The 22,364-nt window shown below is 70.2% G+C and carries 22 protein-coding genes; 15 read left to right on the forward strand and 7 right to left on the reverse strand.

The genetic code is table 11. From position 1 onward, the window contains the following. Positions 1–125: 125 nt before the first annotated feature. Entirely contained in the window at positions 126–419 is a 294-nt protein-coding gene (locus BM013_RS12050) for a hypothetical protein (protein WP_093127067.1), read from the forward strand. Between the two features lie 13 nt (positions 420–432). Here BM013_RS12050 and rpe read toward each other — a convergent pair whose 3' ends face one another. Further along, positions 433–1,128 (reverse strand): ribulose-phosphate 3-epimerase, encoded by a 696-nt coding sequence (gene rpe, locus BM013_RS12055; protein ID WP_093127069.1) that lies wholly within the window; start codon positions 1,126–1,128, stop codon positions 433–435. 131 nt (positions 1,129–1,259) lie between these two features. Here rpe and BM013_RS12060 point away from each other — a divergent pair, with 131 nt between their 5' ends. The 5 genes from BM013_RS12060 to BM013_RS12080 all read left to right on the forward strand — a co-directional run bounded on the left by BM013_RS12060 (position 1,260) and on the right by BM013_RS12080 (position 7,734). Continuing rightward, positions 1,260–2,636: an RDD family protein gene (locus BM013_RS12060; protein ID WP_093127072.1), complete on the forward strand. Its 1,377-nt coding sequence runs from the start codon at positions 1,260–1,262 to the stop codon at positions 2,634–2,636. A gap of 93 nt (positions 2,637–2,729) precedes the next feature. After that, positions 2,730–3,125 carry a Co2+/Mg2+ efflux protein ApaG gene (gene apaG / locus BM013_RS12065; RefSeq protein WP_093127075.1) on the forward strand — a complete coding sequence of 132 codons (396 nt, stop codon included), beginning with the start codon at positions 2,730–2,732 and terminating at the stop codon, positions 3,123–3,125. 150 nt (positions 3,126–3,275) lie between these two features. Beyond that, positions 3,276–5,261, forward strand: coding sequence for a site-specific recombinase (locus BM013_RS12070; RefSeq protein WP_093127077.1), 1,986 nt, complete (start codon positions 3,276–3,278; stop codon positions 5,259–5,261). Then, the gene (locus BM013_RS12075; protein ID WP_093127080.1) at positions 5,258–6,529 is read left to right on the forward strand and encodes a cation:proton antiporter; all 1,272 of its coding nucleotides are present in this window, start codon (positions 5,258–5,260) and stop codon (positions 6,527–6,529) included. Before BM013_RS12070 ends, BM013_RS12075 begins: the two co-directional genes overlap by 4 nt. Further along, entirely contained in the window at positions 6,526–7,734 is a 1,209-nt protein-coding gene (locus tag BM013_RS12080; protein WP_093127082.1) for a YbdK family carboxylate-amine ligase, read from the forward strand. Before BM013_RS12075 ends, BM013_RS12080 begins: the two co-directional genes overlap by 4 nt. Before the next feature lies 1 nt (position 7,735). Here BM013_RS12080 and BM013_RS40475 read toward each other — a convergent pair whose 3' ends face one another. Next, a complete protein-coding gene (locus tag BM013_RS40475) occupies positions 7,736–8,206 on the reverse strand; it encodes a hypothetical protein (RefSeq protein ID WP_143098272.1) in 471 nt (156 codons plus the stop codon). 108 nt (positions 8,207–8,314) lie between these two features. On the opposite strand from BM013_RS40475, the gene thiL reads away from it, so the two are divergent. Then, positions 8,315–9,271, forward strand: coding sequence for a thiamine-phosphate kinase (thiL, locus tag BM013_RS12090; RefSeq protein ID WP_093127088.1), 957 nt, complete (start codon positions 8,315–8,317; stop codon positions 9,269–9,271). A gap of 46 nt (positions 9,272–9,317) precedes the next feature. On the opposite strand, the gene BM013_RS12095 is transcribed toward thiL, so the two are convergent. Together BM013_RS12095 and BM013_RS12100 are read right to left on the reverse strand one after the other, a co-directional pair. Further along, complete coding sequence (locus BM013_RS12095) at positions 9,318–10,025, reverse strand: DUF3053 domain-containing protein (RefSeq protein WP_093127091.1); 708 nt, start codon at positions 10,023–10,025, stop codon at positions 9,318–9,320. 35 nt (positions 10,026–10,060) lie between these two features. Next, positions 10,061–10,957 (reverse strand): LysR family transcriptional regulator, encoded by an 897-nt coding sequence (locus BM013_RS12100; RefSeq protein WP_093127093.1) that lies wholly within the window; start codon positions 10,955–10,957, stop codon positions 10,061–10,063. A gap of 137 nt (positions 10,958–11,094) precedes the next feature. Between BM013_RS12100 and BM013_RS12105 the strand changes: the two genes are divergently transcribed. After that, positions 11,095–12,111 carry a Bug family tripartite tricarboxylate transporter substrate binding protein gene (locus BM013_RS12105; protein ID WP_093127096.1) on the forward strand — a complete coding sequence of 339 codons (1,017 nt, stop codon included), beginning with the start codon at positions 11,095–11,097 and terminating at the stop codon, positions 12,109–12,111. A gap of 66 nt (positions 12,112–12,177) precedes the next feature. Continuing rightward, the gene (locus tag BM013_RS12110) at positions 12,178–13,890 is read left to right on the forward strand and encodes an FAD-dependent oxidoreductase (RefSeq protein ID WP_093127099.1); all 1,713 of its coding nucleotides are present in this window, start codon (positions 12,178–12,180) and stop codon (positions 13,888–13,890) included. A 46-nt stretch (positions 13,891–13,936) separates the two neighbouring features. Here the strand turns inward: BM013_RS12110 and BM013_RS12115 are convergent, their stop codons facing one another. Next, positions 13,937–15,415 carry an MFS transporter gene (locus BM013_RS12115; protein ID WP_093127102.1) on the reverse strand — a complete coding sequence of 493 codons (1,479 nt, stop codon included), beginning with the start codon at positions 15,413–15,415 and terminating at the stop codon, positions 13,937–13,939. A gap of 199 nt (positions 15,416–15,614) precedes the next feature. Between BM013_RS12115 and BM013_RS12120 the strand changes: the two genes are divergently transcribed. From BM013_RS12120 to BM013_RS12135, 4 genes are read left to right on the forward strand one after another with little or no spacing between them, the layout of a single operon-like run. Next, positions 15,615–16,142: a phosphatidylglycerophosphatase A family protein gene (locus BM013_RS12120; RefSeq protein WP_093127104.1), complete on the forward strand. Its 528-nt coding sequence runs from the start codon at positions 15,615–15,617 to the stop codon at positions 16,140–16,142. Between the two features lie 5 nt (positions 16,143–16,147). Continuing rightward, positions 16,148–16,711, forward strand: a complete 564-nt coding sequence (locus BM013_RS12125) for a CinA family protein (protein WP_256221478.1) — start codon at positions 16,148–16,150, stop codon at positions 16,709–16,711. A gap of 28 nt (positions 16,712–16,739) precedes the next feature. Next, the gene (locus tag BM013_RS12130) at positions 16,740–17,234 is read left to right on the forward strand and encodes a nuclear transport factor 2 family protein (RefSeq protein ID WP_093127107.1); all 495 of its coding nucleotides are present in this window, start codon (positions 16,740–16,742) and stop codon (positions 17,232–17,234) included. Beyond that, positions 17,231–17,548 (forward strand): GNAT family N-acetyltransferase, encoded by a 318-nt coding sequence (locus BM013_RS12135; RefSeq protein WP_093127109.1) that lies wholly within the window; start codon positions 17,231–17,233, stop codon positions 17,546–17,548. Before BM013_RS12130 ends, BM013_RS12135 begins: the two co-directional genes overlap by 4 nt. A 104-nt stretch (positions 17,549–17,652) precedes the next feature. Here BM013_RS12135 and BM013_RS12140 read toward each other — a convergent pair whose 3' ends face one another. Together BM013_RS12140 and BM013_RS12145 are read right to left on the reverse strand one after the other, a co-directional pair. Beyond that, entirely contained in the window at positions 17,653–18,834 is a 1,182-nt protein-coding gene (locus tag BM013_RS12140) for an MFS transporter (RefSeq protein ID WP_093128076.1), read from the reverse strand. Between the two features lie 52 nt (positions 18,835–18,886). Further along, positions 18,887–19,702, reverse strand: coding sequence for a YecA/YgfB family protein (locus BM013_RS12145; RefSeq protein WP_093127112.1), 816 nt, complete (start codon positions 19,700–19,702; stop codon positions 18,887–18,889). Between the two features lie 55 nt (positions 19,703–19,757). Here BM013_RS12145 and BM013_RS12150 point away from each other — a divergent pair, with 55 nt between their 5' ends. Both BM013_RS12150 and BM013_RS12155 read left to right on the forward strand, forming a co-directional pair. Further along, positions 19,758–21,455, forward strand: coding sequence for an FMN-binding glutamate synthase family protein (locus BM013_RS12150; protein ID WP_093127115.1), 1,698 nt, complete (start codon positions 19,758–19,760; stop codon positions 21,453–21,455). Then, entirely contained in the window at positions 21,452–22,357 is a 906-nt protein-coding gene (locus BM013_RS12155) for a BUD32 family EKC/KEOPS complex subunit (protein WP_093127117.1), read from the forward strand. Before BM013_RS12150 ends, BM013_RS12155 begins: the two co-directional genes overlap by 4 nt. The last annotated feature ends 7 nt before the right edge of the window (positions 22,358–22,364 follow it).

Below are 22,364 nucleotides of genomic sequence, written 5' to 3' on the forward strand. Positions count from 1 at the left end.
CATTTCATAGCACCTCGTCACCGCGCACGGCCGCCGAGCGCACGCCTACAGGGGCCGCCTCGCCTGTCCTACCGCGCGCGCCACGCGGGCGCGGCAGGCTTCCTGCCATTGCAAGGAGCACCGCCATGAACACGAAGACCGCAAAGACAGAGAAGGCCACGACGGCCACGACCGCCAAGACCCAGCCCGGCGACCCCGCCAGCGACGCGGGCGGCGGCAAGACCAAGGTCGCGCAAGGCGGCGAATCGGCCCCGCGCCTGCCGCACGAGCGCGACCAGTCGTCGGACAGCCAGCAGACCCAGGACGGCCAGCCGCCCGAGGTGGGCCGCAAGGCGCATGACGACGTGGAGCGCGGCGTGGTCGACACCGACCGCGGCCCGGAAGCCGACCGCGTCTACAACGACAAGGTCAAGCGCTGAGAAAAACCGAGGCTCAGGCGCCCGGAACGCCGGCGAGCTGCTTGCGCATGTCGCCGATCACCGCGCCGTAGTCCTTGGCATTGAAGATCGCGCTGCCGGCCACGAAGGTGTCGGCACCGGCCGAGGCCACGCGCGCGATGTTGTCGACCTTGATGCCGCCGTCGACCTCGAGGCGGATGTCGCGACCGCTCTGCTCGATGCGCTTGCGCGCGAGTTCGATCTTGCGCAGCGCCGAGTCGATGAAGCTCTGGCCGCCGAAGCCGGGGTTCACGCTCATGATCAGGATCAGGTCGATGTCGTCGATCGCCCAGTCCAGCGCCTCCAGGCCCAGGCCCGGGTTGAACACGAGGCCGGCCTTGCAGCCCGCGGCCTTGATGGCCTGGATGCTGCGGTGCGTGTGCGGCGATGCGTCGGGGTGGAAGCTGATGTAGTCGGCGCCGGCTTCGGCGAACGACGCGGCCAGTGCGTCGACCGGCTGGATCATCAGGTGCACGTCGATCGGCACGGGCGTGCCGTCGGCGGTCTTGGCGTAGGGCTTGAGGGCGTGGCAGATCATCGGGCCGAAGGTCAGGTTCGGCACGTAATGGTTGTCCATCACGTCGAAATGGATCCAGTCGGCGCCGGCCGCGATCACGTCGGTCAGTTCTTTGCCGAGGTGCGCGAAGTCGGCGGACAGGATGGAAGGCGCGATGCGAAACGGGGTGCTCATGCCGCCGATTGTCGCTTCAGCCTCGCCCGCTTGTCCTTGGAGCGCGGCGTACTTCCCGATACATTTGCGTGGCGCCGCAGGCGCATCCGCACACAACAAGGCACACAACAAGACCGGAACGGGGAGATCCCATGGACGAGGGCTGGTGGTACGCACAGGGCGAAGACAAGGGCGGTCCGCTGTCGATCGCGCAGGTTCACGCGCTGGTGCGCGCCGGCACCATCGGCGCGCAGACGCTGGTCTGGCGGCCGGGGCGGCTGACCTGGAATCCGTTGCACGAGGTGGCCGAGCTGATGCAGCCCGGCTTGCGCATGGAGCCGGTGCTGCTGGACTTCGGGCCCGCCACTGCGCACTCGACGCGCCCGGCGCCGCCGTTGCCTGAGCTGGACGCCGAGCCGGTTTTTGCGCCGCGCGCCGCACGAACGGACGCCGACCCGTGGTTGTCCGACGCCCCGCTCGAAACACCCGCGCCCCGCCAGCGCGCCCCCGGCTTGCCGCCGGCCGGCCCGTGGCGCCGCTTCTTCGCCCGCCTCTTCGACGTCTGGACGATGGCGATTCCCGCCGGCTTCTTCCTGGGCGCGGTGGTCGCGCGCATCTGGCCGGCCTTCGGGCTGTGGATGGAAAGCCCGTCGTCCACGCCGGCGCTCGGGGTCATCATCCTGCCGCTGGCGCTGGTGTTCGAGGCCGTCTTCTTCGGCCTGTTCGGCACCACGCTGGGCAAGCTGATGTTCGGCATCCGCGTGACGCTGCGCGACGGCGGACGGCCCAACTTCCTGCAGTACCTCGGGCGCGCGGCGTGGGTGTACCTGTCGGGGCTGGGGCTGGGCATTCCGTTCGTCACGCTGATCACCATGGGCCGCCAGTTCTTCGAGGTGAAGGACGGCCGGCCCGCCACCTACGACCAGAACCGCTACCTGGTGCAGGCGTCTGGCACGGGCGTGCTGCGCACCGGCCTGGCCACGCTGGCGCTGGCCGGGCTCACGGCCGGCCTGGTCTTCGTCAACCAGCGCGAGACCGCGCGCAGCGTGCGCTACTACGCCGGCTTCGAGTGGACCAACCCCGCCACGCAGCTGCGCGCGGACATTCCGCGCGGCTGGCAATACCGGCAGGAGGCCAACGACACCGGCGACGTGGTCCACACCTTCTACTCGGACACCGTGATCGCGGTCTTCGCCTTCGAGGGCGGCATGGAGCGCGTGAGCCTGGACGACTACCAGCGCGTCTGGACGATGGCGGTGCGCCCGTCGATGGAACTGGACCAGCGTGCGCGCCCCATCAACGTCAAGGGCCGCCTGGGCCTGCAGATGAAGGGCGCGATGGCCAAGGACGCCTCGCAGCACGTGGATGCCACGCTGCTGAAAAGCGGCGCCCAGGTGTGGCGCATGGTGATGGTCGGCACCTCGGGACGCGACCCGGACACGGCCGCCACCACGGCTTTGCGCGAATTGCTGTTCCAGACCGTGCCCGCGGCCGCGCCCGACAGCGCGCCCAGGGGCAACACGATCTGACATCCGCCGCGCGCGCGCGGAGGGCATCCGGTCGTAATACAGAGGTAATGCACGGGTGGTGCAGGGGAAAGCCCTGCAGTTACCATCGCGCCCATGTCAAACAGCCCCTTCAGCGTCCAGGTCGAACCGCGCTACCTGGCCGACCAGTCCTCCGCCAAGGACCACATCTACACCTTTTCGTACACGGTGACCGTCACGAACACGGGGTCTGTGGCAGCCCAGCTGATTGCCCGGCACTGGCTCATCAACGACGCCTCGGGCCATGCGCAGGAGGTCAAGGGCCTCGGCGTGATCGGGCAGCAGCCGCTGCTGGCGCCCGGTGAATCGTTCCGTTACACGAGCGGCTGCCGCTTGCAGGCGCCCAGCGGCACGATGCACGGCAGCTACTTCGTGGTGACCGAGGAAGGCGAGCGCTTCGACGTGCCGATCCCCATGTTCGTGCTCGAAGCCGACGTCGGCGGCGCGCCGGTCTCGCGCGTGCTGCACTAGGCGCGGCTTCAGGCTTCGCGCCGCCTTCCTCGCTCCTTTCGCTTTTTCGCTTCCCCCGCTTTCTTCGCCCTCTCCACCGGGGGCCCACCGCGGCACCGGCCAGGCCGGCTGCGCGGTGTTCACCGCACCGAACCCCCTCACCCTCACTCCATGGCTGCCGCTTCGCGCGACCTGCAGGGGCTGCTTGCCGGCCTCGACCCCAAGGCCGATGTGGCGCAGCGCCACATCTGGCTCATCGACCTCTTCGACTGGCTGCGCGGCGACCGTGCCTCGCCCCAGGCGGCCCTGGGCCGCGTGCGGCTGCTGCTCGACGCGATCGAGGCGCGGCCCGAGCTGCGCGAGCGCCTGCGCGCCTGGTGGCGCGCCTTCACCGGCGCGGTCGACCTGACCGCGCTGCTGGCCGACCACGGCTTCGCGCCACGCACGGCGTTCGCCAGCGAGCTGGCCGAGCGCCTGCGCCGCAAGATCCTGCCGGGCACGCCCGAGACCACCGACGCATCGGACCTGTTCCGCATGGTGCTGCCGGGCGCGTTCGACGCCGGCTGGATCGCGCTGCTCGACGAGACGCAGCTTGCGCGCATCGGCGCGCTGCTGGCCGACGCCGCGCTCGACGACGACGGCACGCCACGCTGGCGCCACACGGTGATGGACGCCGTGACCTACTGCGCCAGCCAGGTGGTGGCGGCCGGCTTCTCGCCCGAGCTGCGCCTGCGCATGAGCGCCGAGCTGGGCGCGGCGCGCCCTTTTCACGCGCTGATGGCCGACCTGGACCACCTGCGCGAGCAGATGTTCCTGCAGCCGCGCAACGAAGACGCGCTGCAGGGGGCCTTCGTCGCCTTCCGCGACCGGCTCGACGCCTGCCGCGCGGTGACCTCGTCGGTCTACACGCACCTGGAGGACAACGGCATCTCCGTGGGCCTGGTGTTCCGGCTGCGCCAGCTGCGCGAGCGCGTGCTGCGCATCCGCGAGCTGCTCGACTGCCTGATGGCGTCCAGCCCCACGCCCGGCGCGGGGCCCAGCGTGGCGCGGCTGGTCGGCAAGCTGGTGCTGGCGGGCGGCGAGCGCAACAGCATCCGCGCGCTGATCGCCTCGAACTCGTCGATGCTGGCCGCCAAGGTGACCGAGCGCAGCGCCGAGACCGGCGAGCACTACATCACTCGCGACCGCGCCAGCTATGCGCGGATGGTGAAGAAGGCCGCCGGCGGCGGTGCGCTCACGTCCATCACCGTGCTGCTGAAATTCAGCATCTACGCGCTGGGCCTGTCGGCCTTCTGGAGCGGGCTGGCGGCCGGCCTCATGTACGCGGCCAGCTTCGTGGCGATCCAGCTGCTGCACCTGACGCTGGCCACCAAGCAGCCCGCCATGACGGCGCCGGCGCTGGCGGCGCGGCTGCGCGACATCAAGTCGGACGGCGCGGTGAGCGATTTCGTCGACGAGGTCGCCAACCTCGTGCGTTCGCAGGTGGCGGCCGTGCTGGGCAACGTGCTGGTGGTGGTGCCGGCCATGCTGGGCGTCGCGCTGCTGGTGCAGCTGGCGCTCGGGCGGCCGCTGCTCGACGCCGCGCATGCCGCGGCCACGCTGAAGTCGCTCTCGCTGGCCGGCCCGACCGCGCTTTATGCGGCAATCACCGGCATCCTGCTGTTTTCGGCCAGCATCATCGCCGGTTGGACAGAAAACGCCTTTGTCCTGCATCGGCTGGACTCCGCCATGCGTTACAACCCCCGCATCGGCGCTTTTCTCGGCGCCGCCCGGGCCCGCCGCTGGGCCGACTTCATGCGCACGCACATCTCAGGCTTCGCCTCCAACATTTCGCTCGGACTCATGCTCGGACTGCTGCCCGCGTTCGCGGGTTTCTTCGGGCTCGGGCTGGATGTGCGCCACGTGACACTGTCGGCCGGGCAGATTGCCGCGGCCGCGGCCTCCACGGGCCTGGCGGTGCTGCAGCAGCCCGCGCTGTGGTGGGCGGTGGCGGCCATCCCGGTCATCGGCGCGCTCAATGTGAGCGTGAGTTTCTATTTCGCTTTCCGGCTGGCGCTTCGCGCGCACAGCGTGAGCCTCGGTGACCGCGCCCGCATCCGCAGCGCGATCTGGGCACGCTGGCGCAGCCGGCCGGTGAGCTTCTTCCTACCTGCATGAATCTGACGAGCTTCTTCACCGATCTGCTGGGCTTCTGGTCCGAATGGGTGCGCCCCTCGGCCGGCCTGCCCACCGTGCTGTGGTCGCTGCTGCTGGCCGCGGCCGCGGCGTCCGGCCACCTGGTGCAGCGCTATCTGGGCCTGCCCAAGGTCATCGGCTACTCGCTGGTGGGCGCCGTGGTCGGCTTCGCCGGCTTCGAGGGCGCCATCTGGCCGCTGCGCGGCATCAGCCTCTTCCTGCTCGAGCTGGGCGTGGCCGTGGTGCTGTTCGAGGCCGGCGGCCGGCTGCCGCTGCGCTGGTTCCGCCACAACCCGATGGTGCTGGTGCAGAGCCTGCTCGAAGCCACGCTCACCTACTTCGGCGTGTACTGGGTGCTCACGCTGCTGGGCCTGCCCGAGCCGGTGGCCAACCCGATCGCGCTGATGGCCATCGTCGCCTCGCCAGCCGTGCTGAGCCGCGTGATCATCGACACCCGCGCCGCCGGCCCCGTGACCGAGCGCGCCATGACGCTGGCCACGCTCAACACCTTCTACGCGCTGGCGCTGGGCTACGCGCAGGCCGGCCTGATCGAGCGCGCGCCGCAGACGCTGCTGCAGAAGCTCTACCCGGTGGGCGTGGTGCTGGGCCTGTCGTTCGTGGTGGGCGCCATCATGGCGCTGGCGCTGCGCTCGGCGCTGCGGGTGATGAGCCCGACCAGCGAGAACACCTCCATCCTGCTGCTGGCCATCATCGCGGCCGGCGCGGCGCTCACCGCGCACGTCGGCGGCTCGGCGCCGCTGGCCGCGCTGATCGGCGGCGTGCTGCTGAAGACGCTCAACCCCAAGCCCTGGGCCTGGCAACGGCAGCTGGGCACCGCGGCCTCGCTGCTCACCATGCTGATGTTCGTGCTGGTGTCGATCGTGGCGGCCCAGGCCGACTGGACGCTGCCCGTGGCCAGCGTGGTGCTGGCGGTGATCGGCGTGCGCCTGGTCACCAAGATCGCGGGCGTGGCCATTGCCAACCCGGGCAGCGGCGCCAGCTGGAAGCAGGCCTTCTGGGTCGGCTGCGCGATGTCGCCGCTGTCGTCCATCGCGCTGCTCATCGCCTCCAATTTCGCCACCGCCTCGCCGCTGCTGGGCACCATGATCACGCAGGTCGCGCTGCCTTCCATCCTGCTGATGGAGGTGGTGGGCGCGATGCTCGCCACCGTGGCCATCCACGCGGTCGGCGAGAGTTCGGTGCCCTGGGCGCCCCAGGCCTTCAGCACCACAGAGGACACGCAGCGATGAGCACCGCCGTCACCCCCCCCTTCGATCCGGACAGCGACGACTTCCGCTCGGCCCCGCTGCCGCCCGATCCCGAGAGCCGCACCGTCAAGCTCGAGCCCTTCAACAAGTCGGAGGCCCTGTCGCTGGGCGTGGAGCTGGAGCTGCAGCTCGTCAACACGCACGACTACGACCTCGCGCCCTACGCGGAGGACATGCTGCGCCTGATGGCGCAGACCCCGCTGCCCGGCAGCGTGGTGCCCGAGATGACCTCGAGCATGATCGAGATCTCCACCGACATCTGCCATTCGGCGCAGGACGTGATCACGCAGCTGTCGCCGATCCGCGAGGCGCTGATCCGCAATGCCGACAAGCTCAACATCGCGGTGGTCGGCGGCGGCACGCACGCGTTCCAGCAGTGGCACGAGCGGCGCATCTATGACAAACCGCGCTTTCGCGAACTGTCGGAGCTGTACGGCTACCTGAGCAAGCAGTTCACCATCTTCGGCCAGCACGTGCACATCGGCTGCCCCGATGCCGACGCGGCGCTGCTCATGCTGCACCGCATGTCGCGCTACATCCCGCACTTCATCGCGCTGTCGGCGTCCTCGCCTTTCGTGCAGGGGCAGGACACGCAGTTCGACTCGGCGCGGCTGAACTCGGTGTTCGCCTTCCCGCTGTCGGGCCGCGCGCCCTTCACCACCAGCTGGAAGGAGTTCGAGGCCTACTTCGAGCGCATGACCCGCACCGGTGTCGTGCGCAGCATGAAGGACTTCTACTGGGACATCCGCCCCAAGCCCGAGTTCGGCACCATCGAGATCCGCGTGTTCGACACGCCGCTCACCGTGGAGCGCGCCGCCGCGCTGGCGGGCTACGTGCAGTCGCTGGCCGCGTGGTTCCTGCAGGAGCAGCCCTTCGAGCCGAGCGAGGACGACTACCTCGTGTACACCTACAACCGCTTCCAGGCCTGCCGCTTCGGGCTCGACGCGGTGTACGTCGACCCGGCCACCGGCCAGCACATGCCGCTGCGCGACCACATCCTGATGACGATGACCCAGCTCGAATGGCACAGCGAGGCGCTCAACGCCACGCAGGCATTGGGCGAGCTGCGCACCAGCGTGGAGGCCAACCGCAACGATGCGCGCTGGCTGCGCGAGAAGCAGGGCAAGGAACGGCTGCTGGCGGAGGTGGTGCGGCAGGCGGCGTTGAGGTTTCGCGGGAAGGCCTGAGTCAGGCTTCGTCGTCCAGGAACGGCGCGGCGACCGTCCTGCATTGCGGCAGCAGCGCCGGGAGTTCGTTGCGCACGAATGCGAGGGCGGCCGCTTCGTCCTCGCAGTCGATGAGCAGGTGGTCGAGCCGGTAGCCGAACGCCACCGCGGGCTCGGACAGCTCCTCGCCCATGCAGCCGCGCGCAGCCCAGTGGGCGAAGGCCAGCGCCGACACCGGCGAGTCGAGTTCCGTCTCGATGCCACGAACGCAGAACTGCTGCAGGTAGCTCATCCGTGCAGGCCGTGGAGAAAAATCGTGCCGGGCCCGCTTCAGGCATTGCTCGGGACCGTAGGTGATCAGCTCGAAAAGCTCCTGCCTGGAGTCATCGGGCATATCGGGCCTGGCAACGGCCATGCCGGCCCAGTCGACAATCGCCTGCGACGATCGCAGACCCGAAGCCCAGAGGCCGAGCATGTTCTCGATCGATCGCATCAACGAAGTCCTGTTTCGGGCATGGCGCGTTTGTAGCATTGCACCCCGCCTGCCCACTCCGACCACTCCGACCACTCGGCCCAGCCCCACCCCTTATGCTCGCTCCCCATGGGTGAATTCGACCTGATCACACGCTACTTCAAGCGCCCCGCCACGCGTTCCCCGCTCGGCGTGGGCGACGACTGCGCCTTGCTTGCGCCGGCGCCGGGCATGCAGCTCGCCGTCTCTTCCGACATGCTGGTCGAGGGGCGGCACTTTCTGTCCACCGTCGAGCCGGCGCGGCTCGGCCACAAGGCGCTGGCGGTGAACCTCAGCGACCTGGCGGCCTGCGGCGCGAAGCCGCTGGCGTTCACGCTCGCGCTGGCGCTGCCGGGTGTCGACGAGCACTGGCTCGAAGGCTTCTCGCGCGGCCTGTTCGCGCTGGCCGACGCGCACGGCTGCGAACTGGTGGGCGGCGACACCACACGCGGCCCGCTCAACATCTGCATCACCGTGTTCGGCGAGGTGCCGGCCGGCGCCGCGCTGCTGCGCTCGGGCGCGGGCGCGGGCGACGACATCTGGGTGAGCGGCACGCTGGGCGACGCGCGGCTGGCGCTGGAGGTGTTCCGCGGCACCGTCGCGCTGTCGGCCGAGGCCTTCGAATCGGCCCGCGCCCGCATGGAGCAACCGGCGCCGCGCGTGGCGCTCGGGCAGGCCCTGCGCGGCATCGCCACGTCGGCGGTGGACGTGAGCGACGGACTGATCGGCGACCTGGGCCACATCCTCGCGGCCAGCCGCGTGGGTGCCACGCTCGACGCCGACGCAACCACGGCGCTGATCGCCGCCGAGGCGCCGGGCCTGAGCACCGAGATCCTGCGCACCTGCGCGCTCTCGGGCGGCGACGACTACGAGCTGGTCTTCACCGCACCGGCCTCGGCGCGCGATGCGGTCGAAGCGGCCGGCTCACGCAGCGCCACGCGCGTCACGCGCATCGGCCGCATCGAGGCCGATGCCGGCCTGCGCATCGTCGACGCGGCCGGCGCGCCGGTGTCGCAGCGCTTCGGCTCGTTCGACCACTTCGTCTGAGAAGCCTGGCGCGCGAAGCTGAGAGGCGAACAGAGACGAACCTCGGTTAGCCGCGCACCATCGCCTGCATCTTGCGCTGCGCGGCGTTGATGGCGGCCGACTGGCCGTTGAGCTGCTGCAGCATCTTGTTGAGTTCCGCCTGCACGGCCGGATCGCTCACGGTCACGCTGCTGCCCGAGATCTGGATCTTCGACTTGTTCTTCTCGAGGAAGTCGCCGATGGCCAGCGCGCTGTCGAACACGGTGTCGAGCGCGGGGAACACTTCCTTGAAGGTGGTGGACGGCGCGGTCACGGTCTTGTCGTAGGCCTTGTCGTAGACCTGCTTCAGGTCGTCGGGCTGCTTGAGTTGCGCGTGCGCGGCGTCGGCCTTGGCGGTCTGCTGGTCGAGCGCGGTGCGCAGGCCGCCCAGCCCTTCCTTGGCGGCCTTGAGGTCGTCGCGGCGCGAAGACAGGTCGGCAATGGAACGCAGCGCGCCCTTGGCCATGATCTGCGTCATGGGCTGGCTCACCGACTGGTTCATGCCTTCGTTGAAATCGGTGATCACCGCGTAGTGCTGGGCGTAGTCGCCGAACGAGGTCTTCTCTTCGGCCGTGGGCGTGGGCACGCGCAGGCCGGGCTTGTCGAGCACGCGGGTCTGCAGGAACGAGATGAAGGCCTTGCGCTGCTCGGCCTCCTTGTTGCCGCAGCCCGCCAGCGCGAAGCTGAAAGCCACGAGGAGCGACAGGGCCCCGAGACGTTGAATGAAAGTTCTCATGGAGCGAAGCCTCCCGTATGTTGTGAATCGAAAAATTATAGGGAGCGCTTCAGTGCGTCGATGAAGGCGCGCGCCGCGGCCGAGAGCGAGTGGCCGCGCTTGGTGACGATGGAAATGTCGCGCGCCACGCGCGGCGAACTCAGCATCTTGATGACCAGCGACGGATCGGCCTCGGCGCGCGCGAAGGCCGAGGGCATGATCGACGCGCCCATGCCGGCCGCGGTCATCCAGATGGCGGTGGACAGGAACGACACCTCGTTCACCACGTCCAGTGCCACGCCCGCCTCCGCGGCGGTGCCGTCGATGAGCGGGCGCACGCCGTAGCCCGGGCGCACGGTGATGACGGGGTGGTGCGCAAGGTCGGTCCAGCGCACCACGCGCGCCTTGGCCAGCGGATGGTCTTCGCGGCACACCAGCGCGAGGTGGTCGCGCATGAGCCGCTGCACCTCGACCTCGGCGCCGGGGCGTTCGGGCGTGCCGATGCCGAAGTCGACGTGCTCGCCGAGGATGCGCGAGATGAACTGGTCGGGCGCGCAGTCGTTCACCAGGATGCGCACGCCGGGATGCTGTTCGGTGAACGCGCGCACGGCGTCGGGCAGCAGGAAGCCCGCGAGCGTGGGCGTGATGGCCAGCGTGACGCGCCCGCGCTCCAGCGTGGCGAGCTCGCGGAAGTCCGCCGACAGCGAATCGACGTCGCGCAGGATGCGCTCGACCGTCACCATCATCTGCTCGCCCGCGGCCGTGGCCTTCAGCGAACGCGTGGTGCGGTCGAACAGCCGCGTGTCCAGCCCGTCCTCGAGCTGGCGGATCAGCATGCTCACCGCCGACTGCGTGACGAACAGCTTCTGCGCCGCCGCGCTGAGCTTCTTCAGCTGGTAGACGGCGAGGAACGCACGCAGCTGGCGGATCGTAGGACTGAAGTTCGCATTCATCAGGAAAGATGATATTTCATTAGAAATTTCTTGATTTACGAATGAATCGGCGCATCGTTCAATCTTCGCCGGAACCGACCACGGCACCACGGCACCATGGCACCACGCAAGACGCGCACGACACGCAAGGAGTCTCGATGACCGCACCCCTGGCTGGCGGGACGAACGCACGCCGCCGGCAGCTGACGCTGGCCGCCGCGTGCACGCTGCTCGGCGGCGCGGCCTTCGCGCAAGCACCTTCGCCGTCGGTGGTCGACTTCCCGAACCGGCCGATCCGCCTGGTCGTCACCTTCCCGCCCGGCGGCAGCGCCGACGCGGTGGTGCGCCTGCTGGTGCCGCGGCTCAACGAGAAGCTGGGCCAGCCCGTGGTGGTCGACAACAGGCCCGGTGCCGGCGGCAACGTGGGCCTCTCGCTGGTGGCCAAGACGCCGGGCGACGGCTACACGCTGGGCCTGGGCGCGGCCGGTGCGCTCACCGCCAACGTGAACCTCTACGCGCAGATGCCCTTCGACCCGGTGAAGGACTTCAGGCCCGTGGGCATGGTCGCGGCCACGCCCTTCGTGATCGTGGGGCATCCGTCGATCGGCGCGCGCACGCAGCGCGAGCTGATCGCGCTGGCCAAGGCGAAGCCGGGCACGCTGTCGATCGGCCACGGCGGCAACGGCACGGCCATGCACCTGTCGGCGGCGCTGTTCGCGCAGATGGCCGACGTGAAGCTGGTCGAGGTGCCGTACCGCGGCTCGGGCCCCGCCGCGCTCGACGCCATGGCGGGGCAGATTCCGCTCGCGCTGGTCGACCTGCCCGCCTCGCTGCAGCAGATCAAGGCCGGCAAGCTGGTGGCCTTCGCGGTGACGAGCGCGCAGCGCGTGCCGATGCTGCCCGACGTGCCCACGGTGGCCGAGGCCGGCCTGCCCGGCTACGACTCCACCGGCTGGTTCGGCGTGGTGGCGCCGGCCGGCACGCCCGCACCCGTCGTGGCGCGGCTCAACGCAGAGATCAACGCCGCGCTGGGCGACGAGCAGATCAAGGCGTCGATCCGCAACCTGGGCGCGGAGCCCGCGCCGACCTCGAGCGAGGCCTTCGAGGCCTACATGCAGTCCGAGACGAAGAAGTGGGCCAAGGTGATCCAGGCGGCGCACATCCGCCTCGACTGACGCACGCCCTCCGTACCTCCCACCGTCCTCCTGCGTTCCTGCGCCCGTGCATTGCCACCTTTCGACATGACCGACAACACCGCCACCACACTGAAGGCCGACGTGCTGATCGTCGGCGCGGGCCCCGTGGGCCTCACCCTGGCCATGGACCTCGCCTCGCGCGGCGTGTCGGTGGTCATCTGCGAAACGCGCCGCTTCGCCGAGCCGCCGAACGTCAAGTGCAACCACGTGGCCTCGCGCACCATGGAGCAGTTCCGCCGCCTGGGGGTGGCGCAGAAGCTGCGCGACGCGGGCCTGCCGGCGGACCATCCAAACGACGTGGTGTTCCGCACCAGCGTGACGGGCATCGAGCTCACGCGCATTCCCATTCCGTGCCGCCGCGACCGCTACACCGAAACCGAAGGCCCCGACGCCTGGTGGCCCACGCCCGAGCCGCCGCACCGCATCAACCAGATCTACCTGGAGCCGATTCTCTTGAAGCACACGGCCGCGCTGCCGGGCGTGCAGCTGCTCAACCGCACGCGCTTCGAGGCCTTCACCCAGGACGCCGACGGCGTGTGCGCGGTGGTGAGCAACCTGGACGACAGCAGGATGCGCACCGTGCGCTGCCGCTACATGGTGGGCTGCGACGGCGGCAGCTCGGTGGTGCGCAAGCAGATCGGCGCGAAGCTCGAGGGCACGGCGGTGATCCAGCGCGTGCAGTCGACCTTCATCCGCGCCCCGCAACTGCGCGGCATGATTCCCGGCAAGCCGGCGTGGTCGTACTACTCGATGAACCCGCGCCGCTGCGGCACGATGTTCGCCATCGACGGGCACGAGACCTGGCTGGTGCACAACCACCTGAACGCCGAGGAGCCCGAGTTCGATTCGGTCGACCGCGACCAGTCGCTGCGCAGCATCCTCGGCGTGGGCCCCGACTTCGCGTACGAGGTCATCAGCAAGGAAGACTGGGTCGGCCGGCGGCTGGTGGCCAACCGCTTCCGCGAAGGCCGCGTGTTCCTCGCCGGCGACGCGGCGCACCTGTGGGTGCCCTACGCGGGCTACGGCATGAACGCCGGCATTGCCGACGCGCTCAACCTCTCGTGGCTGCTGGGCGCCGCGGTGCAGGGCTGGGGCGACGAAGCCATCCTGGACGCCTACGAGGCCGAGCGGCAACCGATCACCGAGCAGGTGTCGAACTTCGCGATGGACCATGCGCAGAAGATGATCCGCGCACGCCGCGCGGTGCCGCCCGACATCGAGGAACCCGGCCCGGCCGGCGACGCGCTGCGCGCCGACATCGGGCGCGAGGCCTACGAGCTCAACGTGCAGCAGTTCTGCTGCGGCGGCCTGAACTTCGGTTATTTCTACAGCGGGTCGCCGATCATCGTGGCCGACGGCGAGCACACGGCGCCGCCCTATTCGATGGGCGATTTCACGCCCTCGACCGTGCCGGGCTGCCGCGCGCCGCACTTCTGGCTGGCGGACGGCCGCTCGCTCTACGACGCCTTCGGCCCCGGCTACACGCTGCTGCGCTTCGACCGCAGCGTGGACGTGCGCCCGCTGGAGCGCGCCGCGGCCGCCTACAGCATGCCGCTCACGCTGCTGGACATCGAGACCGAGGACGTGCCCAAGGCCTACACCCACGCGCTGGTGCTGTGCCGCGCCGACCAGCACGTGGCCTGGCGCGGCGCGCACCTGCCGGCCGAGGTCTACGACCTGGTGGGCCTGCTGCGCGGCGAAGGCCTGCGGCTGCGGGCACGCCGGCGGGCGCTGGCCTGGGAGGGCGTGGTGGCCTGAACCTGATGCGGCTGGTGAATCTGGTGGACCCGGCGGTTCAGCCGGTTCACCAGCCGCGCCGTGCCACGGCCCGGTACGCGAGCCACACCGCCACGGCGGGTGCGAGCGCAAAGCTCGCGAACAGCCACACCGCGGCCGACTGCGCACCCGCCACGCCGCCCGGCGCGGTGAGCCCGGCCGCGTTCGCCACCAGCCCCGCCACCGCCGCGCCCACGGCCATGCCGTAGAGCTGCACGGTGGTGATGGAGGCCGACGCCAGGCCCTCTTCGCCCTTGGGCGCCAGCGACATCACGCGCGTGAGCAGGTGCGGCCAGCCGATGCCCACGCCGAGCCCCACGGCGGCCAAGGCGATGGCGACGATCGAGGTCTCGACGCCAGCACCGAGCACGCCCGGCGACGGCAACAGCCACGCCAGCGCCACGAGCCCCAGCGTGCAGATCACCGGCCCGGCGCGCAGCATGCGGTCGGCGCCGGCGCCGCTGCGTCCCGACGACAGCAGCGACCCCGCGCTCCAGCCGCCCGCCATCGCGGCCGTGAGGTAGCCCGCCGCCAGCGGCGAATGGCCGTGCAGCAGCTGCAGGAAGTACGGCACGAAGATCTCTGTGGTGGTGCCGACCAGCAGCAGCGCCACGCTCGCATAGATGGCGCCCAGCGGCGCGCTCATCGAATACGCGCCGCTGGGCAGCACGCGCACGGTGGCGTGGCTGTCGATGCGGGTGGCGGCGAAGCCGATGGCCAGCCCCAGCACCACGCCGGCGGCCTGCCAGCGCAGGTCGGGCCACAGGCCGCTGGCCGCGATCACCAGCACCGACAGCGCGAGCAGGCCGATCTGCGGGCCCGGCACGCGCGGCAGGACCGCGGGCCGCGCGTGCGTCACGCCGGCCGAGGGCCGCAGCTGCACCAGCACCAGCAGCGCCTGCGCCGCGGCCACGGGCAGCAGGAACCAGAAGGCCCAGCGCCAGTGCCCGGCCTGCGCGAACAGGCCGCCCACGGCCGGCCCGCAGAGCGTGGCGACGCCCCACATGCCCGAGACCAGTGCCACCGCGCGCGGCCACAGCCGCTGCGCGAACACCAGCTGGATCAGGCCGTAGCTCAGCGCCGCGAGCAGGCCGCCGCCCAGCCCCTGCACCGTGCGGCCCGCGAGCATCCAGGGCATGGACGACGCCATCGCGCAGCCGATGGAGCCGGCGCTGAACACCGCCAGCGCGGCCAGGCAGGCGCCGCGCGGCCCGAGCACGGCGAGCAGCCGCACCGACAGCGTGGCGCCCAGGATCGAGCCGACCACGAACAGCGTGGTGCTCCAGGCGTACCAGTCGAGCCCGCCGATCTCGCGCACCACCGACGGCAGCACGGTGGTCACGATGTGCACGTTGACGGCGTGCAGCGCGACGCCGCCGGTGAGCGCGAGCGCGCGCCAGCCGTTGCGGCCGGTGAAGAGTTCGCGCCAGGCTGCGGGGGCGGGAGGGGCGGCAGGAGCGGCAGGGGGCGAAGAAGCGGGCCGCAGGGCGGCGCAAGGCGAAGACATGACGAGATGCAGGAAGCGGAAAGAAGCTCGGATACTAGGCGGCGGGCGTTAATTAAACAAGCTATTGCTTTGATTAATAAAGCCATGGCCACGCGGGCGCGACACGGGCGCCGCCGCAGAATGCGCGACACTCCTGCCCCTGATGCACGCTGCTTCTTCCTCTCCTTCTTCCGCCGCCACCACATCCGCTTCCGGCGCCATGCCCCAACCCTCGATGCGCCGCCCCACGCTGCGCTTCATGCTCTCGCACCCCGCGCACTTCATCGCGCTGGGCTTCGGCTCGGGCCTGCCGCGCATCGCGCCGGGCACCGTGGGCACGCTGTGGGCCTGGGTGGCCTTCGTGGTGATGCAGCTGTGGTTCACGCCGGCCACCATCGGCTGGATCATCCTGGCGTCACTGCCCATCGGCTGGTGGGCCTGCACCGTGACCGCGCGCGACATGAACATCGCCGACCCCGGCGCGGTGGTGTGGGACGAAGTGGTCGCCTTCTGGATCGTGCTCTGGCTGGTCACGCCGGCCGGGCTGCTGGCGCAGGCCATCGCCTTCGGGCTGTTCCGTTACTTCGATGCCGCCAAGCCCGGCCCCGTGGCCTGGGCCGATGGCCTCTTCAAGCAGCGCGACGCGGCGCAGGTGCGCTGGTGGCACGCCGGCTTCGGCATCATCCTCGACGACCTGGTGGCGGCCTTCTGCACGCTGCTGGTCATTGCGCTGTGGCGCGCCTGGTGAACACGATGGCTTCCTTTTCGACGACCCCCTCGACGCCCCCCGCGACGACTCCCTCGACATCCGCTGCGTCACCGGCCCTGGCCGATCTCGACACCCCCGACCTCGTCGCCGCGCTGGCCGCCCTGCTGCAGCGCAAGGGCTGGATGCTGGCCACCGCCGAAAGCTGCACGGGCGGGCTGATCGGCGCGGCCTGCACCGAGCTCGCGGGCTCTAGCGTGTGGTTCGAACGCGGCTTCATCACCTATTCGAACGAAGCCAAGACCCAGCTGCTGGGCGTGGACGCGGCAACCATCGCGGCGCACGGCGCGGTCAGCGAGCCGGTGGCGCGCGCCATGGCCACGGGTGCCATCGCGCATTCGGCGCCGTCGCGGGTGGCCCTGGCCGTCACCGGCGTGGCCGGCCCGACCGGTGGCACCAGCGAGAAGCCGGTGGGCACGGTGTGGTTCGGCTGGTCGGTCGACGGCGACGTGCGCACCGAGCGACGCCGCTTCGACGGCGACCGCGCCACCGTGCGCGCGGCCACGGTGCGCCACGCACTGCAGACGCTGGTCGAGTTGCTCGGCCGCTGACCCGATTTTTCACAACCCCAGAGGCCTCATGACCGCAGCCACCAACGCACAGACCATCGAGCGCTTCTACAGCGCCTTCGCGAAGCTCGACGCCGCCACCATGCAAGCCTGCTACGCCAGCGACGCGGTGTTCGACGACGAGGCCTTCTCGCTGCGCGGGCGCCGCGAGGTCGGTGGCATGTGGCGCATGCTGTCGGAAGCCACCAAGGCCAAGGGCGCCGACGTGTGGCGCCTGACCTGGCGCGACGCGAAGGCCGACGACACCACGGGCAGCGCCCACTGGGACGCGCACTACCGCTTCAGCGCCACTGGCCGCATCGTGGACAACAGCGTCGACGCGCGCTTCACCTTCACGCCCGACGGGCTCATTGCGACGCACCGCGACACCTTCCCGTTCTGGACCTGGTCGCGCCAGGCGCTGGGCACGCCGGGCCTGCTGCTCGGCTGGACGCCGGTGCTGCGCAAGAAGGTCCGCGCCACCGCGGCCGCCAACCTCGCCAACTACCTCGCACGCCAACCATGAGCAACGACATCGCCCTCGCCTTTTCCAGCAACGACGCGCTGCACCGCTACGAGGCCGCGCTCGACGGCAAGCTCGCGGCCTATGCCGAATACAACCTGCTGACCGACGCCATCATGTTCACGCACACCGAGGTGCTGCCCGCGTACGAAGGCAAGGGCGTGGGCTCGGCCATTGCGCGGCACGTGCTCGACGAGGCCCGCGCGAAGGGGCTGCATGTGATTCCGGTGTGCCAGTTCATCGCGGGCTACATCCGCAAGCACCGCGAGTACGCGGACCTGGTGCGCCCCGACATCCAACGCGCCTTCAAGATCTAGACAAGGCTCGCCCCCAGGCTTCGCGCACTTCGTGTCGCGTCTCCAACCCCCTGCCGGGGGCAACACCAGCGGCCCGGCAAGGCCGGCTGCGCGGTGTTCCTTGATCAGACAGCCGTCGACTTCGGCGCGGGCAGCCAGGCGAAGGCCGCGATGCCCACCACCAGCAGCACGGCGATGGTGGCCAGCACGGCCGTGAGCGGGTCGCCGCCATGCGCCGAGGCCACCGAGGCGGCCACGCCGGTGCCCCACTGCATGAGCGCCACGCCCAGGAACATCGCCATCGTGAACACCGCCATCGCGCGGCCGGTGAGGGTGGTCGGGTAGGCGCCGCGCACGTCGGCGTACTGCCACACGATGAAGCCCGAGAGCACGCCGATCAGCACCATGCCGGTGATGTCGAGCCAGGCCGAGTGCAGCACCGCGATGAGCGCGAAGAGCGCCGCGTAGCCGAGCGCGCAAATGACGATCCAGCGGCGGCGCCCGGCGCCGTCGCGGTCGAGGCGGCCGAACAGCGGCGCGCCGAACAGCGAGATCACCGACACCGCCAGCGCGACGTTGCCGCTCTGCACCAGTGAATAACCATGGCGCTCCATCATCAGCGGGCCGAGCCACAGGCCGCGCAGCGAGATGAAGGCCGCATACGTGACCGCGCCCAGCACGATGATGCCGAGCGTGTGCGGCATGGCGAACAGCGCGCCGAACTGCCGGATGGCCTCGGGAATCGATTCCTTGGTCTGCGGCACGGCGGAAGCGGGCTCGTGCACCCAGCGCCAGATAGCCAGCCAGGCCAGCGCCGCGGCCACCGCCAGCACCACGAAGCCCGCGCGCCACGAGTACGCCTGCACCAGCCACGCGAGCGGCGTGCCGGTGACCAGCATGCCGAGGCCGCCGATGGCCAGCACCATGCCCGAGACGGTGGCGAAGCGCGCCGCCGGAAAGTGCCGCGCGATGAACACGGTGCACACCAGGAAGGCCGGCGCGCAGCCCACGCCGATCAGCGCCTGCCCGGCCACCAGCATGAGGTAGCTGGACGACACCGCCGACAGCAGCGCGCCCGCGATGGCAATGGGGAACGCCACCAGCACCGTGCGGCGCACGCCGTGCAGGTCGATGCCGATGCCCATGAAGAGCTGCATTGCGCCGAACGCAAAGTGAAAAGCCCCCGAGAAGATCCCGAGGGCCTGGGCGGACAGGTGGAAGTCGGCCTGCAGCGGGCTGGCCATGATGGCGCCGACCGTGCGAAAGGCCTGGCTGAGCGCCACCCCGGCGCACAGCGCCAGGACCATGACCCACGCCGAGCGCAGCGTCAGCGGCGTGGCATCACTGTCCGGACCGGTGCTAGCCGGCACCGTGGCACTTCTTGTACTTCTTGCCGCTACCGCAGGGGCAGGGGTCGTTGCGGCCGGGCTCGGCTTCCTTGCGGATCGTCTCGACCTTCGGGCCCAGGCTCTTCCAGAGCTGGCGCAGGTCGTACACGGCCCAGATGGCGGCGCCGAAGTCGTCCAGCCGCTGCTGGCTCACGCTGGGCGGCGCGTCGTCGCTGTACATCGACAGCGTGGGCTTGGCCTTGTCGTCCTCGGTGAGCGCGACGATGTTGTCGAGCGCGTCGTCCAGCATCTGCGCGGCGTCCTTGTCGCGCGGCGTGGCCCAGTCTTCGGGCCAGTTTTCCACGGCGTACATGAAGCCCAGCGCCCAGACCTGCGCGAACGAGGGAATCTCCTCGCCGGCGATCTCGGCACGTTCTTCTTCCGGCAGGGAGGCGATGGCGCCGCGGGTGTCGAGCACCTCGGGCTGCCAGCTGCGTTCGTCGTCGAGGGTCTCGACCGGGGCGTCCAGGCCTTCCTCGATCTCGATCCAGCGGCGCTTCCAGTTCCAGACGAACTCCATGTGCTGGGCCGACGAGAAGCTGTCGCCCAGCAGCACGGGCCAGTATTCGGAGGGCAGGATGGGGCGGCGGGTGCAGATCAGCGCGGCCATGAAGCCTTCGCAGAACTCCCACTGGGGAATTTCCTCGTCGTGCTCGCGCATGGCGTCCAGCGCCTGGTCGAGGGCGTCGAAGTCATCGGGGCCGAGGGGCGTCTGGGCGGATGTGGCTTCGGCAGGGGTGTCAGGGGTGGCTTCAGGAGCCGGAATGGGGTCGGGAATGGTCGTCATGGCAAGTTCGGGGCAGCCCTCTATGATGCAGCAGGCTTCGGTCGACACTATTTCTATGCCCACGATTATTCCGTTTCCGGCGCGCTACAGCGCTTTCGCCCTGTGCGTGGCCGGTCTGGTGGCCTGCCTTGCCTTCGTGCTGGTGTCACCGCACCTGTGGCTCGCCTGGATCGGCGTGGTCGCTTTCGCGGTACTTTCAGGTACCGGCATCCACGACCTGCGGCAGGCCCGGCACGCCATTCTGCGCAACTACCCGGTCATCGGGCACCTGCGCTTCCTGCTGGAGTTCATCCGCCCGGAAATGCGGCAGTACTTCATCGAGAGCGACTCCGAGGCAGCCCCCTTCTCCCGCGCGCAGCGCTCGCTGGTCTACCAGCGCGCCAAGGGCGACCCCGACAACCGGCCCTTCGGCACCCAGCTGAACGTGACCATCGCGGGCTACGAGTGGATCAACCACTCGATGCAGCCGACCAAACTCGCGAACCACGATTTCCGCATCGTGATCGGCGGCACGCCGCAGCCGGCCGGCGCCAACCCGGCGCAGGTCTGCACGCAGCCCTACAGCGCCAGCGTGTTCAACATTTCCGCCATGAGCTTCGGCGCGCTGTCGGCCAACGCCATCCTCGCGCTCAACCAGGGCGCCAAGATGGGCGGCTTCGCGCACGACACCGGCGAAGGCTCGATCTCGCAGCACCACCGGGTGCACGGCGGCGACCTGATCTGGGAAATCGGCTCGGGCTACTTCGGCTGCCGCAACGACGACGGCAGCTTCAACCCCGAGCGCTTTGCCGCCAACGCGCGCGATCCGCAGGTCAAGATGATCGAGGTCAAGCTGAGCCAGGGCGCCAAGCCCGGGCACGGCGGCGTGCTGCCGGCGCCCAAGGTCACGCCCGAGATCGCGGCGGCGCGCGGCGTGCCGGTGGGCGTGGACTGCATCTCGCCCTCGTCGCACAGCGCGTTCTCCACGCCGACCGAGATGATGCATTTCATCGCCAAGCTGCGCGAGCTGTCGGGCGGCAAGCCGACCGGCTTCAAGTTCTGCCTGGGCCACCCGTGGGAATGGTTCGGCATCGTCAAGGCGATGCAGGCCACCGGCATCACGCCCGACTTCATCGTGGTCGACGGCGCCGAGGGCGGCACCGGCGCGGCGCCGGTCGAGTTCAGCGACCACGTGGGCGCGCCGCTGCAGGAAGGCCTGCTGCTGGTGCACAACACGCTGGTGGGCGTCAACTTGCGGCACCGCATCAAGATCGGCTGCGCCGCCAAGGTCATCACCGCCTTCGACGTGGCCCGCATGATGGCGCTGGGCGCCGACTGGTGCAACGCGGCGCGCGGCTTCATGATGGCGCTGGGCTGCATCCAGGCGCAGAGCTGCCACACCGGCCACTGCCCCACCGGCGTGACCACGCAGGACCCGCTGCGCCAGCAGGCGCTGGTGGTGCCCACCAAGGCCGACCGCGTGCGCAACTTCCACCGCAGCACGCTGCATGCGCTGCAGGAGCTGGTGCAGGCCGCCGGCCTGGACCATCCGCAGCAGATCACCGCGCACCACATCGTGCGCCGCATTTCCGACACCGAAGTGCGCCTGTTGAGCAACCTGGTGATGCAGGTGCAGCCGGGCGCCTTGCTCGGCCCGCTCGACGAGCAGCACAATGTCTTTCGCACCTACTGGCCGCTGGCCAGTGCGGAGAGTTTCCAGCCCTTGACACAGGGCCCGCAAGGGCTGGTGGCGGGCTTTGCAATGGCCGCATGAACCCACTGAGACGAGGAGGCGCCAACGGGCGCCTGCAATCGCGCAAGGGCGCCGCTTCGGCGCCCGCGCCCCTGGACGCGCTGGCGCGCACGCCGGCGCCCGGCGACTACGCCGAGTTCCTGCGCACCACCCTGCCCCGGCAGGAGAAGAACGTGGCCAGCCACCGCTTCGGCAGCGAACGCGTGTGGCTCAAGAAGGCCGGCCCGCGCCACGGCAAATGGGGCTACCGCGTGATGGCGGCCGTGGCGCGCATGGCGCGGCTGGACATCATCAAGCCCGTGCCCAACCCGGGCGGCGAAGCGGCCATCGCCACCGAGGCGCGGCGGCTGAAGCAGTTGGCCGCCGCCGGCCTGCGCGTGCCGACGGTGCTGGCGCAACAGGCCGACGGCCTGCTGATCTCGGACCTGGGCGAAAGCGGCCGCGCCACCGTGGTGCTGCAGGAGCGCATCGACCAGGCCGCCGCCGCCGGCCCCGCCGCGCTGCTGGCGGTGTGGCGCGAAGGCCTGACCGCCATCGCGGCCGTGCACGTGTGCGGCCAGCACCTGAGCCAGGCCTTCGACCGCAACCTGGTGCAGTGCCCCGACGGCGTGATCGGCTACATCGATTTCGAGGACGACCCCGCCGAGGTCATGACGCTGGCCGAATGCCAGGCGCGCGACTGGCTGAGCTACCTGCACTCCACGGCCATGATGCTCGAGGCCGCCGCACCGCAGGCGGCGGGCCAGCACTGGCATGCCGCGCTGAGCGGCGTGAGCGACGAGGTGCGCGAGCGCATCCAGAACGCGGCGCGGCGCATGAAGTGGGCGCAGAAGCTGCCGGCCAGCCGGCGCTGGGGGCGCGACACGCAGCGGGTGCGCGCCGTGGCGCGGTTGCTGGGGCAGTGGCACCTGGCCACCACCTGAGCCCACA

Source organism: Variovorax sp. OK605 (assembly GCF_900115445.1).
Taxonomy (GTDB): domain Bacteria; phylum Pseudomonadota; class Gammaproteobacteria; order Burkholderiales; family Burkholderiaceae_C; genus Variovorax.

Bases quoted from the DNA above. Each gene is read 5' to 3' on its own strand.
- BM013_RS12155 (WP_093127117.1), top strand. From the start codon at position 21,452: ATGAACCCACTGAGACGAGGAGGCGCCAACGGGCGCCTGCAATCGCGC.
- BM013_RS12100 (WP_093127093.1), bottom strand. From the start codon at position 10,957: ATGAATGCGAACTTCAGTCCTACGATCCGCCAGCTGCGTGCGTTCCTC.
- BM013_RS12095 (WP_093127091.1), bottom strand. From the start codon at position 10,025: ATGAGAACTTTCATTCAACGTCTCGGGGCCCTGTCGCTCCTCGTGGCT.
- BM013_RS12135 (WP_093127109.1), top strand. From the start codon at position 17,231: ATGAGCAACGACATCGCCCTCGCCTTTTCCAGCAACGACGCGCTGCAC.
- BM013_RS12105 (WP_093127096.1), top strand. From the start codon at position 11,095: ATGACCGCACCCCTGGCTGGCGGGACGAACGCACGCCGCCGGCAGCTG.
- BM013_RS40475 (WP_143098272.1), bottom strand. From the start codon at position 8,206: ATGCGATCGATCGAGAACATGCTCGGCCTCTGGGCTTCGGGTCTGCGA.
- BM013_RS12120 (WP_093127104.1), top strand. From the start codon at position 15,615: ATGCCCCAACCCTCGATGCGCCGCCCCACGCTGCGCTTCATGCTCTCG.
- BM013_RS12140 (WP_093128076.1), bottom strand. From the start codon at position 18,834: ATGGTCCTGGCGCTGTGCGCCGGGGTGGCGCTCAGCCAGGCCTTTCGC.
- BM013_RS12115 (WP_093127102.1), bottom strand. From the start codon at position 15,415: ATGTCTTCGCCTTGCGCCGCCCTGCGGCCCGCTTCTTCGCCCCCTGCC.
- BM013_RS12080 (WP_093127082.1), top strand. From the start codon at position 6,526: ATGAGCACCGCCGTCACCCCCCCCTTCGATCCGGACAGCGACGACTTC.
- BM013_RS12110 (WP_093127099.1), top strand. From the start codon at position 12,178: ATGACCGACAACACCGCCACCACACTGAAGGCCGACGTGCTGATCGTC.
- BM013_RS12070 (WP_093127077.1), top strand. From the start codon at position 3,276: ATGGCTGCCGCTTCGCGCGACCTGCAGGGGCTGCTTGCCGGCCTCGAC.
- BM013_RS12060 (WP_093127072.1), top strand. From the start codon at position 1,260: ATGGACGAGGGCTGGTGGTACGCACAGGGCGAAGACAAGGGCGGTCCG.
- BM013_RS12150 (WP_093127115.1), top strand. From the start codon at position 19,758: ATGCCCACGATTATTCCGTTTCCGGCGCGCTACAGCGCTTTCGCCCTG.
- BM013_RS12130 (WP_093127107.1), top strand. From the start codon at position 16,740: ATGACCGCAGCCACCAACGCACAGACCATCGAGCGCTTCTACAGCGCC.
- BM013_RS12125 (WP_256221478.1), top strand. From the start codon at position 16,148: ATGGCTTCCTTTTCGACGACCCCCTCGACGCCCCCCGCGACGACTCCC.
- apaG (WP_093127075.1), top strand. From the start codon at position 2,730: ATGTCAAACAGCCCCTTCAGCGTCCAGGTCGAACCGCGCTACCTGGCC.
- BM013_RS12075 (WP_093127080.1), top strand. From the start codon at position 5,258: ATGAATCTGACGAGCTTCTTCACCGATCTGCTGGGCTTCTGGTCCGAA.
- thiL (WP_093127088.1), top strand. From the start codon at position 8,315: ATGGGTGAATTCGACCTGATCACACGCTACTTCAAGCGCCCCGCCACG.
- BM013_RS12145 (WP_093127112.1), bottom strand. From the start codon at position 19,702: ATGACGACCATTCCCGACCCCATTCCGGCTCCTGAAGCCACCCCTGAC.
- rpe (WP_093127069.1), bottom strand. From the start codon at position 1,128: ATGAGCACCCCGTTTCGCATCGCGCCTTCCATCCTGTCCGCCGACTTC.
- BM013_RS12050 (WP_093127067.1), top strand. From the start codon at position 126: ATGAACACGAAGACCGCAAAGACAGAGAAGGCCACGACGGCCACGACC.